Annotated in this window: 15 protein-coding genes; 11 read left to right on the top strand and 4 right to left on the bottom strand. The window is 61.0% G+C overall.

Annotated features, from left to right (window positions below; translation table 11 throughout):
• Positions 1 to 25 precede the first annotated feature (25 nt).
• Genes lepB through recO form a run of 5 tightly spaced genes read left to right on the top strand, consistent with a single transcriptional unit; the run spans position 26 to position 3,455 of the window.
• Positions 26 to 814, top strand: coding sequence for a signal peptidase I (lepB, locus tag WDB88_RS13215; protein ID WP_339108136.1), 789 nt, complete (start codon positions 26 to 28; stop codon positions 812 to 814).
• On the top strand, positions 811 to 1,497 hold the full coding sequence (gene rnc / locus WDB88_RS13210) for a ribonuclease III (RefSeq protein WP_339108135.1): 687 nt from the start codon (positions 811 to 813) through the stop codon (positions 1,495 to 1,497). The genes lepB and rnc overlap by 4 nt, the downstream gene beginning before the upstream one ends.
• Positions 1,494 to 2,405, top strand: a complete 912-nt coding sequence (era, locus tag WDB88_RS13205; RefSeq protein ID WP_339108134.1) for a GTPase Era — start codon at positions 1,494 to 1,496, stop codon at positions 2,403 to 2,405. Before rnc ends, era begins: the two co-directional genes overlap by 4 nt.
• Positions 2,405 to 2,731, top strand: coding sequence for a DUF1491 family protein (locus WDB88_RS13200; protein WP_339108133.1), 327 nt, complete (start codon positions 2,405 to 2,407; stop codon positions 2,729 to 2,731). The genes era and WDB88_RS13200 overlap by 1 nt, the downstream gene beginning before the upstream one ends.
• A gap of 1 nt (position 2,732) precedes the next feature.
• Positions 2,733 to 3,455, top strand: a complete 723-nt coding sequence (gene recO, locus WDB88_RS13195; protein WP_339108132.1) for a DNA repair protein RecO — start codon at positions 2,733 to 2,735, stop codon at positions 3,453 to 3,455.
• On the opposite strand, the gene WDB88_RS13190 is transcribed toward recO, so the two are convergent.
• A complete protein-coding gene (locus WDB88_RS13190) occupies positions 3,452 to 3,955 on the bottom strand; it encodes an N-acetyltransferase family protein (RefSeq protein ID WP_339108131.1) in 504 nt (167 codons plus the stop codon). The two genes, recO and WDB88_RS13190, sit on opposite strands and share 4 nt — an antisense overlap.
• Positions 3,956 to 4,053: 98 nt before the next feature.
• Complete coding sequence (locus tag WDB88_RS13185; protein ID WP_339108130.1) at positions 4,054 to 5,715, bottom strand: acyl-CoA dehydrogenase family protein; 1,662 nt, start codon at positions 5,713 to 5,715, stop codon at positions 4,054 to 4,056.
• Positions 5,716 to 5,890: 175 nt separating this feature from the next.
• On the opposite strand from WDB88_RS13185, the gene WDB88_RS13180 reads away from it, so the two are divergent.
• Genes WDB88_RS13180 through rnr form a run of 4 tightly spaced genes read left to right on the top strand, consistent with a single transcriptional unit; the run spans position 5,891 to position 10,593 of the window.
• Positions 5,891 to 6,649 carry a sulfite exporter TauE/SafE family protein gene (locus tag WDB88_RS13180; RefSeq protein ID WP_339108129.1) on the top strand — a complete coding sequence of 253 codons (759 nt, stop codon included), beginning with the start codon at positions 5,891 to 5,893 and terminating at the stop codon, positions 6,647 to 6,649.
• A 60-nt stretch (positions 6,650 to 6,709) separates the two neighbouring features.
• The gene (gene dapE, locus WDB88_RS13175; RefSeq protein ID WP_339108128.1) at positions 6,710 to 7,852 is read left to right on the top strand and encodes a succinyl-diaminopimelate desuccinylase; all 1,143 of its coding nucleotides are present in this window, start codon (positions 6,710 to 6,712) and stop codon (positions 7,850 to 7,852) included.
• Positions 7,849 to 8,265, top strand: coding sequence for a GNAT family N-acetyltransferase (locus WDB88_RS13170; RefSeq protein WP_339108127.1), 417 nt, complete (start codon positions 7,849 to 7,851; stop codon positions 8,263 to 8,265). The genes dapE and WDB88_RS13170 overlap by 4 nt, the downstream gene beginning before the upstream one ends.
• Before the next feature lie 45 nt (positions 8,266 to 8,310).
• Positions 8,311 to 10,593, top strand: a complete 2,283-nt coding sequence (gene rnr, locus WDB88_RS13165; RefSeq protein WP_339108126.1) for a ribonuclease R — start codon at positions 8,311 to 8,313, stop codon at positions 10,591 to 10,593.
• On the opposite strand, the gene WDB88_RS13160 is transcribed toward rnr, so the two are convergent.
• Positions 10,585 to 12,120, bottom strand: coding sequence for a phospholipase D family protein (locus WDB88_RS13160; protein WP_339108125.1), 1,536 nt, complete (start codon positions 12,118 to 12,120; stop codon positions 10,585 to 10,587). The two genes, rnr and WDB88_RS13160, sit on opposite strands and share 9 nt — an antisense overlap.
• Positions 12,121 to 12,218: 98 nt before the next feature.
• Complete coding sequence (locus WDB88_RS13155) at positions 12,219 to 13,817, bottom strand: phosphoenolpyruvate carboxykinase (protein ID WP_339108124.1); 1,599 nt, start codon at positions 13,815 to 13,817, stop codon at positions 12,219 to 12,221.
• A gap of 355 nt (positions 13,818 to 14,172) precedes the next feature.
• On the opposite strand from WDB88_RS13155, the gene WDB88_RS13150 reads away from it, so the two are divergent.
• Complete coding sequence (locus WDB88_RS13150; RefSeq protein ID WP_339108123.1) at positions 14,173 to 14,877, top strand: response regulator transcription factor; 705 nt, start codon at positions 14,173 to 14,175, stop codon at positions 14,875 to 14,877.
• A 32-nt stretch (positions 14,878 to 14,909) separates the two neighbouring features.
• On the top strand, positions 14,910 to 16,616 hold the full coding sequence (locus WDB88_RS13145; protein WP_339108122.1) for a sensor histidine kinase: 1,707 nt from the start codon (positions 14,910 to 14,912) through the stop codon (positions 16,614 to 16,616).
• Position 16,617 lies beyond the last annotated feature (1 nt).

The following is a 16,617-nucleotide window of genomic DNA, read 5'->3' as shown; positions in this document are numbered from 1 at the left end:
CAACCCACAAAGGAGCAAGCCCCGAATGGCAGACAAGACGAAGTCCCAGAACGGTATCATCGAGACGATCAAGACGGTTTTCTGGGCCCTGCTCATTGCGGGCGTGTTCCGCACGCTCTTCTTCCAGCCGTTCTGGATTCCGTCGGGGTCCATGAAGGATACGCTACTGATCGGCGATTTCCTTTTCGTGAACAAGATGGCCTATGGCTATTCGCGCTATTCCTGCCCCTTCGCGGCCTGCCCGATTTCGGGGCGCATTCTGGCGCATGATCCCAAGCGCGGCGATGTGGTGGTGTTCCGTCATCCGACCAAGGGGGTCGATTTCATCAAGCGGGTGATCGGCCTGCCGGGAGACCGTATCCAGGTGCGCGAAGGTGTGCTCTATATCAACGATAAGGCCGTCAAACTGGAGAATGCACCCGATTTCACCGAGATCAAGGAACAGCAGGGCCCGCAAGGTCTGGTGCCGCGCTGCGCGAATGATCCGGTCGGGCAGGGGGGCACCTGTGTCAAAGAGCGCCAGCGCGAGACGCTGCCCAATGGCGTGACCCATGACATTCTCAATATCACAGATCAGGGCTTCTTGGATAATACCGAAGTCTTCACCGTCCCCGAAGGCGAGTATTTCTTCATGGGGGATAACCGCGACAACTCCGAAGACAGCCGTGTGCCGCTGCGCGCCGGTGGCGTGGGCTTCGTGCCGGCAGAATATCTGGTGGGCCGTGCCGACCGGATCATGTTCTCTTCGGCAGGGCGGTCGCTCTTCTTCTTCTGGACCTGGCGTCCGGATCGTTTCTTCAAGGCAATCGAGTGAAACTCTCAAGCGACATCACAGACTTCATGGAGAGGCTCGGGCATCAGTTTGATAAGCCCGAGCTGATCATTCGTGCATTGACCCATGCGTCGATCTCGACCAAGACCCGCCCCGATAACCAGCGGCTCGAGTTTCTGGGCGACCGCGTTTTGGGGCTGACGATGGCCGAGGCGCTGTTTTCTGCCGATAAGGCCGCGACCGAAGGCCAGCTTGCGCCGCGTTTCAACGCACTGGTGCGCAAGGAAGCCTGTGCCGAGGTCGCGCGCGAAATCGATCTGGGGGCGGTGCTGAAGCTGGGGCGGTCGGAAATGATGACCGGAGGCCGCCGCAAGGAGGCGCTTCTGGCCGATGCGATGGAGGCGGTGATTGCCGCCGTCTATCTGGATGCCGGTTTCGAGGTCGCCCGCGATCTGGTGCTGCGCCTTTGGGGCGAGCGGGTCGAATCCGTGGATGCCGATAGCCGCGATGCCAAGACATCCCTGCAGGAATGGGCGCAGGCCCGCCATCTTGCCCCGCCGAAATATGTGACCATCTCGCGCGACGGGCCGGACCATGCCCCTGTCTTCGAGATCGAAGCGCAACTTGAAAATGGCGAAACCGCCCGTGCCAAGGCCCGCGCAAAACGTCAGGCCGAACAGGCCGCAGCCCGAGCCCTGCTCGACCGGATGGAGAAAAAAGCATGACCGAAGAGACCCGCGCAGGCTTTGTCGCCCTGATCGGCGAGCCCAATGCCGGTAAATCGACGCTGCTGAACCGGATGGTGGGCGCGAAAGTGTCGATCGTCACGCATAAGGTGCAGACCACCCGCGCCCGTATCCGTGGTGTGGCGATGGCTGGCCAAAGCCAGATCGTCTTCGTGGATACCCCCGGTATCTTCCGCCCGCGCCGTCGTCTGGACCGCGCGATGGTGAAGGCCGCTTGGGGTGGGGCCGCAGATGCCGATGTGGTGGTTCTGCTGGTTGAGGCCCATCGCGGTTTGACCGGCGGTGTCGAGGCGATCATCGAGGCGCTGAAGGAACGCGGCGGCGACCAGCCGGTGGCACTTGCGATCAACAAGATCGATAAGGTGAAATCCGAGGATCTTCTGGCGCTGACCCAGAAGCTGAACGACGCTTTCCCCTTCGTGAAGACCTTCATGATCTCTGCCGAGCGCGGTCATGGCGTAGAAGACCTGCGCGAATGGCTGGCAGGCGAGGTGCCTAGCGGTCCGTGGCTCTATCCCGAAGACCAGATCGCCGATCTGCCGATGCGCATGATCGCCGCCGAGATTACCCGCGAGAAGCTGACCCTGCGTCTGCATGAGGAGCTGCCCTATCAGCTGACCGTCGAGACCGAGCACTGGACCGACCGCGAGGATGGCACCACCCGTATCGATCAGGTGATCTATGTCGCGCGCGATGGCCATAAGGGCATCGTGCTGGGCAAGGGTGGCGAAACGATCAAGGGCGTATCCACCGCGGCCCGCGCCGATCTTTGCGAATTCCTTGGCAAGACCGTGCATCTGTTCTTGCAGGTGAAGGTGCGTCCGAACTGGCTGGAAGAGCGTGACCGCTATTCCGAGATGGGTCTGGATTTCAAGGACGGCGATTGATGCTGACGGCGGAATTCTGGGTGAAGGCCTATCTCAAACGGCTCGAACTTGCGAATATTCCGGCCTATGTGACAGCGCATGGCAATGATGCCTCGGGCGCGGTGCTGGTGAAATGCGCCCGCCTCGATGGCACTGCCGAAGCTTTTCAGCGCAGTTTTGATCTGATGACCGGTGCGCGCAAATGGATGTCGTTAGTGGCGGGGCCGGAGGCCGATGTTGATGCCTCGATCCGCAAACAGCGCAGCTTTGACCGCGACCTTTGGGTGATCGAGATCGAAAGCCGCGAGGGCGTGACCCTTCTGGACGAAGACGGTTTGATGGATTGAGATGGATTGGGTTGACCAAGGCACCATCCTGACCAGCCGTCCGCAGGGCGAGACCTCGCGCCTGATCGAGGTATTCACCGAAACCCATGGCCGCCATGCGGGCATCGTGCGGGGCGGGGCCTCGCGCAAGATGGCAGCGCATCTGCAACCGGGAAGCCATGTGTCCGTCCGGTGGCGGGCGCGTCTGGCCGATCAGCTTGGGGCCTTCACCGTCGAGCCGCTTAAATCGCGTGCGGGGGCGATGCAGGACAGGCTGGCGCTGCTGGGGCTGAATTCCACCTGCGCTCTGCTGGCCTTCGCATTGCCCGACCGTGAGGCGCATCCCGCCCTTTATCATCGCTCCGAGCCGCTGTTCGATGTGATCGGGCAGGCCCATGAGGGCTGGATTTTGGATTACCTGCGCTGGGAAATGACCCTTCTGGAGGATCTGGGCTACGGGCTGGATCTGACGCGCTGTGCGGTGACCGGCAGTTTTGACGATCTGGCTTATGTCAGCCCCAAAACGGGTCGTGCGGTGAGCCGTAAAGGCGCGGGCGATTGGGCGCCGCGCCTTCTGCCCTTGCCGCAATTCCTGTTGGGGCAGGGGCCTGCCTCGCTGGCTGAGGTCGAAGAGGGGCTGGGGCTCACGGGCTATTTCCTGAACACCCATCTGGCCCCTGCTTTGGGCAACCGCCCTTTGCCTGCGGCACGGGCGCGTCTGGTCGAGGCTCTCGCGCGGCTTTAGGGCGCGGGACGGTCGTCCAGCTTCAGTTGCAGCAGCACCAGATTGAGCCAGCGTCCGAATTTGCGCCCTACCTCCGGCATGCGGCCCGTTTCAACAAAGCCCAGCCGTTCGTGCAGCTTGATCGATCCGGGATTGTCTTCGGAAATCGCCGCCACCATCACATGTTTGCCCGCATCCCGCGCATGGGAGATCACCGCCTCAAGCAGCGGCGTCCCAAGCCCGCGCCCGCGCATCGACGGGTGCACATAGACCGAATGTTCGACGCTTAGCGCATAGCCGTCATGGGGGCGATAGGGGCCATAGCTGGCATAGCCCATAACCTTGCCGTCCAGCTCGGTCACAAAGACCGGAAAGCCCGCAGCCTGACGCTCGGCAATCCACGCGCGACGGTTCTCCGCATCCACCAGAATCTCATTCCAGATGGCGGTCGTGGTCTGCACCGCGTCATTGTAGATGTCCAGAATATCTTCGGCATCACTCGCACGCGCGTCACGGATCATCGCATCCCCCTAATGTTTCCGCCCAGATTGCGCGGATCATGGGGCTATGCAATCAGAATCGGGGAAAATCGGGGCCTGAAGGCCCCGATGTCGCAAGATCAGCCTAGCAGGCGGCGGGCGATCACCTGCGCCTGAATCTCGGCAGCACCTTCGAAGATATTCAGGATGCGGGCGTCACAAAGGATGCGCGAGATCTGGTATTCCAGCGCGAAACCATTCCCGCCGTGGATCTGCAACCCGTTGTCGGCGGCCGACCATGCCACGCGCGCGCCCAGCAGTTTCGCCATGCCGGCCTCAAGGTCGCAGCGGTGGCCGTGGTCCTTTTCCCAAGCCGAGAAATAGGTCAGCTGGCGGGCGATCATCGTCTCGGTCGCCATGATGGCCAGCTTGCCTGCCACCCGCGGGAATTCGATCAGCGATTTGCCGAACTGCTTGCGGTCGATGGCATATTGCATCGCCACCTCACAGGCCGATTGCGCCACGCCAACGGCACGGGCCGCCGTCTGGATGCGCGCGGATTCGAAGGTCTCCATCAGCTGCTTGAAGCCCTTGCCTTCCTCGCCGCCCAGAAGGTTCTCGCCCTTCACGCGGAAGCCGTCGAAGCCAAGCTCGTATTCCTTCATGCCGCGATAGCCCAAGACCTCGATCTCGCCGCCGGTCATGCCCTCGGTGGGGAAGGGGTTGTCATCGGTGCCCGGCGTCTTTTCGGCCAGAAACATCGACAGGCCCTTATAGTCGCTGGTCGAAGGATCGGTGCGGGCCAGAAGCGTCATCACATGGGTGCGCTGCGCATGGGTGATCCATGTCTTATTGCCGGTGATCACCCAGTCATCGCCCTCCTTCACCGCGCGGGTCCGCAAAGACCCCAGATCCGAGCCGGTGTTCGGTTCGGTAAAGACCGCTGTGGACAGGATCTCGCCCGAGGCCAGACCGGGCAGCCATTTCTGCTTTTGCTCTTCGGTGCCGCCGCAAAGGATCAGCTCTGCCGCGATTTCCGAGCGCGTGCCCAGCGAGCCCACGCCGATATAGCCGCGTGACAGTTCTTCGGTGACCACGGCCATCGCCGCCTTCGACATGCCGAAGCCGCCATATTCCTCGGGGATGGTCAGGCCGAAGACGCCCAGTTCGGCCAGTTCCTCGATGGTCTCCATCGGGATCAGCTCGTCCTTCAGGTGCCATTCATGGGCGAAGGGTTTTACCTTTTCCTCGGCGTAGCGGTAGAATTGCTCGCGCACCATCTCCAGCTCTTCGTCCAGACCGGAGGTGCCGAAGATCGAACGGCCCTGCAGCTCGCGCAACTCGGCAACCAGCATCTGGCGGGCCTCGGGGCTGTTGCCGCGGGTCATCAGTTCGCGGGCTTCTGCCGACGGGGTCCAGCTGATCTCCAGATCCGACAGGCGCGCGATCTCGCCCTGGCTCATCGGGATGCCACCCGCGATCTGGTTGAGATATTCGCCAAAGCCGATCTGCAGCAGCAGACTGTCGATCACACCCAGACCGTTCTCGCTGGAACGCAGCGCCCATGCCTGAAGCTGTTTGAGGCTTTCCTCATAGGTGGCCAGCCATGCCAGCGCATGCGCCTGAAACTGGTGCGCCTCCAGTGCGGCACCCGATACGCGCCCGTCAACGGTTACCTTGTGGCGCAGCGCCTCTTTGGCCTGCGAGACCAGTGTGGCGATCTCGGGCAGGGTTGCCCCCGTCACTGTCGTCAGATCCGCCAGAATGCCAGTCATGCTCATCTCCGCCCCATCATGCGCCATGAATCAGTCCTCCCTGAGTGGACTTCCTTGTAATCCTTTTGCAGTCGCAGCGCAATAAAAAACCAAAATAGAGTTACAATTTGATCCAATGTTACCCTTTGGAAAATATAGTCTCGACTATTCAAGCGCTTCTACGGGCTGTAAGCATGGTCACAAGATTGCGAGGAGGGGTGCAATGTTCGGGATGGAAATCTGGCAGCTTGCGGTGGCCGTCGGGGTGGCGGTGATTGCGGGCTTTGTAAAAGGTGCCATCGGCTTTGCGTTGCCGATGATCATGCTTTCGGCCTATGCCTCGATCTTCGACGCAGATACGGCGCTTGCGCTTTTGATCCTGCCGGTGACGGCCACCAATGTGGCGCAGGCGTTGCGGCAGGGCTGGCGGGCGGCTTGGGAGACGGCGGTGCAATACCGGCTGCATCTGGTCACGCTGCTGGTCTGTATCGCCATCAGCGCCAATTTCGTCACGGTGCTGCCCAAGGCGTTGGGCTATGCGCTGTTGGGCGTGCCGATCATCCTTTACACGGCGTCGGAAATTCTGGGCTACGGGCTACGCTTGCACACCCGCCATGCGAAACGCTTCGAGTTCTGGTCCAGCGTTGTGGGCGGCTTGTTTGGCGGGATCTCCGGCATCTGGGGGCCGCCGCTGATTGCCTATCTGATGTCGATGAAAGTCGAGAAGACCGAAGCCATGCGGATCATGGGCGTGTCCTTCTTTGCGGGCGGGGTGATGCTGACGGGCGCGCATCTGATGACGGGAGTGATGAATGCCCATACCTTTCCGATGTCGGCGCTTCTGGTGATTCCGTCTTTTGCTGGGCTGTGGCTGGGATTCTGGGCGCATGACCGGCTGAATGCGGTGCTGTTCCGGCGTGCGACCCTGTTTGTGTTGCTGCTGACGGGCATCAATCTGCTGCGCAAGGCGTTTATGGGCTAGTGTTGTGCCTGTGCGGCCTTCGCGCTATGCGAGGGGAAACCCCTGACAGGAGCCCAGCCCATGCCTATTGATCCCGTCGACCTCAGCGCCCAGCTGATCCGCTGCCCCTCTGTCACACCGCAGGAGGGGGGCGCTTTGGTGCTTCTGGAGGGCATGCTGACCGAGGCGGGCTTTGCCTGCACCCGCGTGGACCGCGGCGGCGTGTCCAACCTCTTCGCCCGCTGGGGGGCGAAGAATGCGGCCAGGTCTTTCGGCTTTGGCGGCCACACCGATGTGGTGCCGGTGGGCGACGAGGCCGCTTGGACCAAGCCGCCGTTTTCCGGCCTGATCGAGGATGGGGTTCTTTGGGGGCGCGGGGCCACCGATATGAAAACCGGCGTGGCGGCCTTTGTCGCGGCGGCGGTGGATTTCGTGAAGGACACGCCACCTGATGGGGCGATTGTCTTCGTGATTACCGGCGATGAGGAAGGCCCCGCCAAGGATGGCACCGTGGCCGTTCTGGACTGGATGGAGGCTGAAGGCGAGACGATGTCGGTCTGTCTGGTGGGCGAGCCGACCTCTCCGGAAGTGTTGGGCGATATGATCAAGATCGGGCGTCGTGGCTCGGTGACCTTTGATCTGCTGGCCGAGGGCGTGCAGGGCCATGTCGCCTATCCGCATCGGGCCAAGAACCCGCTGCATGCGCTGGTGGATCTGCTGGGGCGCATGAATGCCCAGCCGCTGGACAATGGCACCGCGCATTTCGACCCGTCTTCCTTGCAGGTGACCACCATCGATTGTGGCAATGCGGCCAGCAATGTGGTGCCGGCGCGGGCGACGGCGCAGGTGAATATCCGCTTCAACGATGCCCATAGCGGGGCCTCGCTGACCGAATGGGCCGAAGGTCTGGTGGCAGAGGTCGCGGCAGCTACGGGTGTGAAGATCAGCCTGACGGCATCTATCTCGGGCGAAAGCTTCTATACCGCGCCGGGGCCTTTCGTCGAGCTGGTCTCCGATGCGATCGAGGCCGAATGCGGTCTCCGGCCGGAGCTCTCCACTTCGGGTGGCACTTCGGATGCGCGGTTTATCAAACACCATTGTCCGGTGCTGGAATTCGGTCTGGTCGGCAAAACCATGCATAAGGTCGACGAGCGGATCGAAACCTCTCAGATCACCCAGCTGAAGGCCGTTTATACCCGCATCCTTCAGGGCTATTTCGCATGAGAACCTGCGAAGAGGTCACCGATCTGACGGATGTCCACGCGCTGCGCCGCGCGGTTTTCATCGAGGAACAGGGCTATAGCGAGGCCGAGGAATTCGATGGCCGTGACGGCGAGGCTATGCAGATCCTGATGCGTGAGGGCGATCAGCCGATTGCCACCGCGCGGGTGTTTATCGAGGGCGAGACCGCCAAGATCGGGCGCATCTGCGTGGCGAAATCGCATCGCGGTTTGGGGCTTGGCGCCGAGATCCTGCGTGATGCGATGGCGCGGGCCAAGGCGAAAGGCTGCACCAAGGCCATGCTTAGCGCTCAGGTGCAGGCGATCCCGTTCTATGAGAAACTGGGTTACACCGCCTATGGCGAGACCTATCCCGACGGGCATGTGCCCCATCGTGATATGGTCGCGCCCCTTTGAGCTTTCCCGCGTGACGGAAATCGCGCGCCGTGCTAGGCAAAACTCATGACAACACAGATTCCGTCCCGCAGCCAGATCCTCGATTGGCTCAATGATAACCCGACCACGACCTCCAAGCGTGATATTGCCCGTGCCTTCGGCATCAAGGGGCAGGCCAAGATCGAGCTGAAGCGCATCCTGCGCGAGATGGAGGACGAAGGGCTGGTCGAGCGCCGCCGCAAGTCCTTCCGCGAGCCCTCCAAGCTGCCGCCGGTGACGGTGCTCGAGGTGCTGCGCCCCGACAGTATGGGCGATCTCTGGGCGAAGCCTTTGGAATGGGAAGGCGAGGGGGCCGAGCCTCTGATCCTGATTATCCTCAAAGCGGGCGAAGAGGCCTTGGGGCCGCATGACCGCGTGCTGGCGCGGCTGACCGAGACGCCCGACGAGCAATATGATTACGAGGCCCGCCCCATCCGCAAGATCGGTTCGGCGGCCAAGAAGGTCGTGGTTGGCATCTTCCGCAAGACCGCCGAGGGCGGGCGGATTGTGCCGATCGACAAGGGGCAGGACAAGGAATGGCATGTGCCGCAGGCCGCCGCTATGGAAGCCCGCGACGGCGAGCTGGTCGAGGCCGAACAAAGCGCCCCGCGTGGCCGCATAGGCCTGCCGCTGGCGCGGATCATCGCGCGTCTGGGCGACCCGACCGCGCCCAAGGCTGTGTCGCTGATTGCGATCCATCAGCATGGCATTCCCGACCGTTTCCCCGATGAGGTGATCGCCGAGGCCGATGCCGCAAAGCCTGCCGATATGACGGGCCGCGAAGACCTGACGCATATGCCCTTTGTCACCATCGACCCGGGTGATGCGCGTGACCATGATGACGCCTGTTTCGTTGAATATGACAAAGATCCGGCCAATGAGGATGGCACCATCCTCTGGGTCGCCATTGCCGATGTGGCGCATTATGTGACGCCCAATTCCGCACTCGACCGCGAGGCGCGGATGCGCGGCAACTCCAGCTATTTCCCCGACCGCGTGGTGCCGATGCTGCCCGACCGTCTGTCGGGGGATCTATGCTCGCTGCATGAAGGCGTGTCGCGCGCCGTTCTGGTGGCGAAGATGGTGATCGATGCCGATGGCAATAAGATCCGCCATAGCTTCCACCGTGCGATGATCAAATCGGTGGCCTCGCTGGAATATGGCCAAGTGCAGCGCGCGGTCGATGGCACCCCCGATGACCAATGCGCGCCCCTGATGGATGAGGTGATCGAGCCGCTTTACGACTGCTACGCCGCTCTTCTGCGGGCGCGGGCACGTCGTCAGCCGCTCAACCTCGATCTGCCCGAGCGCAAGATCGTTCTGTCGGATGAGGGCAAGGTGACCTCGATCCAGTTCAAGGAACGGCTGGATGCGCATAAGCTGATCGAAGAATTCATGGTGCTGGCCAATGTGGCCGCCGCCGAGGAACTTGAACGCCTGCGGCGCCCGCTTCTGTATCGCGTGCACGAAGAACCGAGCCAGGACAAGCTGGAGAGCTTGCGCGAGGTGGCACAGGCCTCGGGCTTCAAGCTGGCCAAGGGGCAGGTCTTGCGGACCTCGCATTTGAACCACCTGCTGGAACAGGCATTGAACAGCGATTTCAACGAGCTGATCAATATGTCCACGTTGCGGACCATGACGCAGGCCTATTACTACCCGCAGAATTTCGGGCATTTCGGTCTGGCGCTGAAATCCTATGCGCATTTCACCTCGCCGATCCGCCGCTATTCGGACCTGATCGTGCATCGGGCGCTGATCTCGGGGCATGGATGGGGCGATGATGGCCTGAGCCAATGGGATATCGAGCACCTCGAAGAGACGGCCAAGCAGATTTCCGATACCGAGCGCCGGTCGATGGCGGCGGAACGCGATACGACCGACCGCTATCTGGCGGCCTATCTGTCGGAACGTGTGGGCAACGAGTTCACGGGCCGCGTGTCGGGCGTGCAGGGCTTTGGCCTGTTCATCCGGCTGGATGAGACGGGTGCCGACGGGATGATCCCGATCCGTGCCATCGGCAACGAGTTCTTCCATTTCGACCGCGAGGCCCAGACGCTGACCGGTGCCGACACCGGCATCGAGATCACCGCAGGCATGCGGGTTCTGGTGCGTCTGGTCGAGGCCGTGCCGGTGACGGGTGGGCTGTTGCTGGATCTGTTGCAACTGGAAGGGGCCGAGCTGCCCTCGTCGCGCCGCTCGGCAAGGCGCAAGGGGCGGCCCGGCACATCGGCCCCGCGCAAGATTGGCGCTCTGAAGGCCAAAACCCGCGCCAAGGCCCGTAAGGTCAAGCGCGAGCGGAAGTCAAAGTAACCACTCGATCGGCAGGAACGATCCTGCCACGATCAGGAAACGCTGCCACCACGAGGTATAGGGCTCGTGGTGCCAGATTTCCGTGCCCTGATCGGTGGTGCGTTCCCAGCGGATGCGCTTGTGTTCGCGCGTCAGTTTCCATGCCGCGGCGGGAATGACGCTTTCAAAGCCTTTATGCAAGTGCTCCGCCCAGTCCTTATCGTGGATCACGATCCCCATTTCGGTATTCAGCAGAAGCGAACGCGGATCGAAGTTGAAGGTGCCGATAAAGACCTTCTCGGTATCGACAGACAGGATTTTGGCATGCAGTTTCGTACGCGCAAAGGGCGAGGTCCCGCGGCGGTGATGCCCGATCAGCCCACGGCGGAACTTGACATGTTCGTCATGGGCGAATTCATAGATCTCCACCCCGCCCGACAGCAGTTTGCGGCGCTGGCCCGAATAGCCGGTATGGACGATGGGCTTGTCCGAGGAGGCCAGCGAATTGGTCAGTACCCGCACCTTCACCCCTGCTTTGGCCAGCTTGATCAACTGGCGGCGGCCCGCATTGCGCGGCACGAAATAGGGCGAGATTATATCGAAACGGGTGGTGGGCGTGCCCATCGCCATATGCATATTGGGAAACAGCAGATTGCGGCGACGGGCGCGGCCCAGAACCTTTTCGGGGGCGTCATAAAGCAGCTTCACCTCGGCTTCACGCAGATTGGGGCGGCCTGCCTCCAGTTCCTCCGTGGTCGGGGTTTCGGCCAGAAGCGCCAGAAAGTTCTGCGCATCCTCACTTTTGGCGCGCTCTGCATTCTGCGCCGCGCCTGTTCGGGTGTCCTCTAACAGCCGGTCGGGCAGGATGGTGTCTGCGGGCCATGTCGGTTCGGAATTCCAGTAGGTTTCGAATTCCTCGCGGGCCTCGCATGCGGCGCGGCCCATCACGAGCGCGTCGAAATCCATGAAGGTGCCCATGCGGGCGAGATCATTGTAATATTCATCCCCCACATTGCGCCCGCCAACCACGGCGGCGCGCCCATCGACCACCAGCGCCTTGTTATGCATGCGCCGGTTCAGGCGCCGGAAATCCATTGCATAGCCCAGAAGCCGCATGCCGCGCAGCGGAAAGGGGTTGAAAAGCCGCACTTCGATCCGAGGATGGGCATTCATCCACGCGATCCGCGCGTCAATCGGTTTGGTCGCGTTATCGTCGATCAGAAGGCGCACCCGCACACCGCGCTCCGCCGCTTTGTGCAGGGCCTCCAACATCAGGCTTCCGCAGGTATCGGGACGCCACAGATAGTATTGCACCTCGATACTATGTTCGGCCATCTCGATCAGCTTGAGGCGGGTCGCGAAGGCCTCGATGCCATCCGGAAGCGGAAGCACACCGGATATCGAGAGATCGGGCCAGATCCCTGCCAACCGCGTCTTTTCCGGCAAGGCGAGAACCTCGGGGGGCAGGTCGGGGCGTTCGGGGAGGCGCGTGCGTGTCCAGAGCCAGAGAAAAGCCATCAGGCCAAGGACGAGAATACCGAAAATCATAGGCCACCACGGTCTGTTACAGTGCAAAGCTAGCGCGTGGGGCAAAAATGGAAAGGGCCGGGAAATCCCGGCCCTTCTTAACGGTCTTCGCTCGGGGGTCAGCCGATCGCGACGGCTTTCACTTCGTCGTCGATATAGGGAACATATTGCTCGAAATTGTCCGAGAACATTTTCACCAGTTTGGCGGCCTGCGCGTCATAGGCGTTCGGGTCGACCCACGTGTCGCGCGGGTTCAGAAGCTTGGTGTCAACGCCAGCCACCAGAACCGGAACTTCGAAGCCGAAATTCGGATCTTTGCGGAACTGGACCGCATCCAGCGACCCGTCGAGTGCGGCATCGAGAAGCGCGCGGGTGGCCTTGATGGGCATACGCGAGCCTTCGCCGAACTTGCCACCGGTCCAACCGGTGTTCACCAGCCAGCAGGATGCACCGTTCTTTGCGATCTTCTCGGCCAGCAGCTTGCCGTAGACTTCCGGACGACGCGGCATGAAGGGCGCACCGAAGCAGGTGGAGAAGGTCGGGATGGGCTCGACCACACCGATTTCCGTGCCCGGAGTTTTCGAGGTGAAGCCCGAAAGGAAGTGATACATGGCCTGTGCAGGGGTCAGACGTGCGATGGGCGGCAGAACGCCATAGGCATCGCAGGTCAGCATGATCACGTGTTTGGGGCTGCCACCGACCGAGGTTTCCGACGCATTCGAGATGTAATGCAGCGGGTAGGCACAGCGCATGTTGTCGGTGATCGAGTTGTCTTCGAAGTTGAGATCCAGCGTCTCGGGATCGAAGGTCATGTTCTCGACCACGGTGCCGAACATCGAGCAGGTTGCGTAGATCTCGGGCTCGGCTTCGGCCGAGAGGTTGATCGTTTTCGCGTAGCAGCCGCCTTCGAAGTTGAAGATGCCCTCGTCCGACCAGCCATGCTCGTCATCGCCGATCAGCGTGCGCGACGGGCTTGCCGAAAGCGTGGTCTTGCCGGTGCCCGACAGGCCGAAGAAGATGGCCGCATCATCGGGATTATCGATGGCGTGGTTGGCCGAGCAGTGCATCGGCATGATGCCATTGCCGGGCAGGATGTAGTTGAGAAGGGAGAACACGCCCTTCTTGTTTTCGCCCGCATATTCGGTGTTGCCGATGAGGATGAGCTTCTTCGAGAAGTTCAGCGCGATCACCGTTTCCGAGCGGCAGCCGTGGCGTTCGGGGTCGGCTTTGAAGCTCGGGCAGTTCACGATGGTGAATTCCGGAACAAAGCTGTCCAGCTCGGAACGCTCGGGGCGGCGCAGCATGGTGCGGATGAAGAGGTTGTGCCATGCGAGTTCGGATACCACGCGCACATCAAGACGATGCGCCGGATCGGCACCGCCGAACAGATCCTGCACGAAGTAGTCGCGGCCCGCCATATGCGCGAGCATATCGGCATGCAGCAGATCGAACTTGTCTTCGTCCATCGGATTGTTGTTTTCCCACCAGATGGTGTTCTCAACTTCGGGGGTGCGGACAACAAACTTGTCTTTGGGCGAGCGGCCGGTATGCGCACCGGTCGTGCAATAGAATGCGCCGCCCTTACCAAGGGTGCCTTCATTGCGTTTGAGCGCCTCTTCGACCAGCGCCGGCTCGATCAGGTTGTAATAGACATTGCCCAGTCCAGAAATGCCTTGATCTTCCAGGCGCTGTGCCGGGTTCACGTGTCCGATGATCATCTGTAGCTCCCGAATGCCGTCGTAGTGCGGCGGTTCAATGGAATCCTCCCGATCCATCCGGGCCTTGGACGGATCGCCTTCGGTGCCAGAAGTGCACCGGATAATCGACCATATACCACGCTAAAATCTTTAGGGAACACAGGGTGCGCTACCGTTAGCGTTATCATTTGCACTTTAGCGCAACCAAACCTGAGACATAGTGACACAATCTTGTCAGTTAACCCTAAATTGAGGCTTTTGGGATGCAATCGCAGGCGGAAACGATGCGCGTTTCAGCTTCGTGTTGATTCTTCCCCTATGGATGCCGATGATGCCGAATAACTATAACCGTCCGGAAGAATGAGGGGGCAGGCTCATGTCGCGAATTGCTTTGGTCGATGATGATCGCAATATTCTTACATCGGTAGCCATGACCCTTGAGGCGGAAGGCTTCGATGTCGAGACCTATAATGACGGTCAGGCAGCACTGGATGCGTTCAACAAACGTCTCCCCGATATGGCCGTGCTGGATATCAAGATGCCCCGTATGGACGGGATGGATCTGTTGCAGCGTCTGCGCCAGAAAACGACGATGCCCGTAATTTTCCTGACCTCGAAAGATGACGAGATCGACGAGGTTCTGGGGCTGCGTATGGGCGCGGATGACTATGTCAAAAAACCCTTCAGCCAGCGCCTTCTGGTCGAGCGGATCCGCGCGCTTTTGCGGCGTCAGGACGCGCTTGAGGGGCGGACGGAAACGGCTGTAACCGAAGAGACAAAGGTGATTACGCGTGGTGCGCTGGTGATGGACCCGCTGCGCCATTCGGTCAGCTGGAAGGGGAAGGACGTTACCCTGACCGTCACGGAATTCCTGCTGTTGCAGGCTCTGGCGCAGCGTCCGGGCTTTGTGAAATCGCGCGATCAGTTGATGGATGTGGCCTATGATGATCAGGTCTATGTCGATGACCGCACGATCGACAGCCATATCAAGCGCCTTCGCAAGAAAATGCGCAGCGTTGACGAGGATTTTTCGGCCATCGAAACGCTTTATGGCATCGGTTACCGTTATAACGAAGAATGAGCATCGCGGGACGGATCGGGTTGAGCCTTGGGATGAGTACCAAGAAACGGAACACGGAAACGACGGCGGTCGATCTGGGGGAGGACTGGGTCGCGGGCAGTGGCGCTGTCGATGATGGCATTGCCAAGCGACGCGAGAAGCGGAGCCTGATCTCGTTGAACCGCTCGCCTCTGGCGCGCAAGATCATCACCTTCAACCTTTTGGCAATGGTCGTGCTGGTGGCGGGGGTTCTGTATCTGAACCCGTTCCGTGATAGTCTCGTTGTGCAGCGCGAAAATGCGATTGTTGTCGAGGCCGAGCTGATCGCCGATGTATTCGAGGCGAGACTGCCGAAGACTGCGCCGGTCAATCTGGCGGCGGGGGACGGTATCGATGTTGTCGATACGCTCTCAGGGGTCCAGCTTCCGGCGGGGTCTGCGCTGTATGTCTTTGATGCTGCTGGGAATCTTCTGATCAGTTCCGATGACGTGGCCACTGCGCCTGCGGCGGATGTAACGGGGCGGCGCGACGATACTCGCTCGACGCTGATCACCGATGTTCTCGGGCGCGGCTGGGAGCTGGCCTCCTCGCTGATCCATCGCGGGGAGGGTGGCGCGCCGGTCAGCACGCAGGTCATCGCGCAGGATCTCAATGCCGAGCTGAGCCCCGGTGTGACCCGCATGGATACCCGTCGTGATATCAGTGGCGCGACAATTTTCTCTGTGGCAACAGGGATCTATCAGGATAACCGCATTGTGGGGTCGATCGCGCTGACCTCGGCTGCGGGCGAAATCGACCATCTGGTGCGGGTCGAGCGCGAGCAGGTTCTGCAGATGTTCGTGATCGCGATCATCGTGTCGATCGGGTTGTCTCTGGTGCTGGCGTCAACGATTGCCAACCCGATTTCCGATCTTGCCGCCGCCGCCGAGATCGGCAGCGAGCGTCATGCCCGCAAGATGAGCCCGTCGCGCGTGCGCATCCCCGATCTGTCGGCCCGCCCCGATGAGATCGGTCGCCTTTCCGGTGCGTTGCGCGGCATGGTCACGGCACTTTACGACCGTATCGACGCCAATGAACAATTCGCCGCCGATGTCAGCCACGAGATCAAGAACCCGCTTGCCAGCCTGCGCTCTGCCGTGGCGTCGCTGCGCATGGTGAAAAAGGAAGAGCATCGCGAGAAGCTTCTGGATGTGATCGACCATGATGTGCGTCGTCTGGACCGGCTGGTTTCCGATATTTCCAATGCCTCGCGCCTTGATTCCGAATTGGTGAAAGAGGAAGAAGAAGCCTTCGACCTGATTCATACGGTCGATAACCTCGCGCAGTATCTCGGGGCTCAGGCGAAGGAAAAAGGGGTTGATTTCATCACCGACCTGCCGTCGGACCCGATCATTATCAATGGTCTCGAAGGGCGTCTGGCGCAAGTCTTCGTCAACCTGATCACCAATGCGATTTCCTTCAGCGAAGAGGGGGATGCCGTGCGGGTCTGGGCGCGCAAGCGTGACAACCGCGTGCTGGTGGTGGTCGAGGATACGGGGCCGGGCATTCCGGAAGAGGCGCTGTCGAAAGTGTTCAAGCGGTTCTATTCGCAGCGGCCCGAGGGGCAATTCGGCGACCATTCCGGTCTTGGGCTGGCGATCTCGAAGCAGATCGTGGAGGCGCATGGCGGTGTGATCTGGGCCGAGAATATCCGTCCCACCGATGCCGATGTCACCTCCGAGCCTCTGGGCGCGCGCTTCGTTGTCGGCCTGCCGTTCTAAG

It is taken from the genome of Thioclava sp. GXIMD4216, from assembly GCF_037949285.1.
Lineage (GTDB): Bacteria > Pseudomonadota > Alphaproteobacteria > Rhodobacterales > Rhodobacteraceae > Thioclava > Thioclava litoralis.
This window is presented reverse-complemented; position numbering and strand designations above follow the sequence as displayed.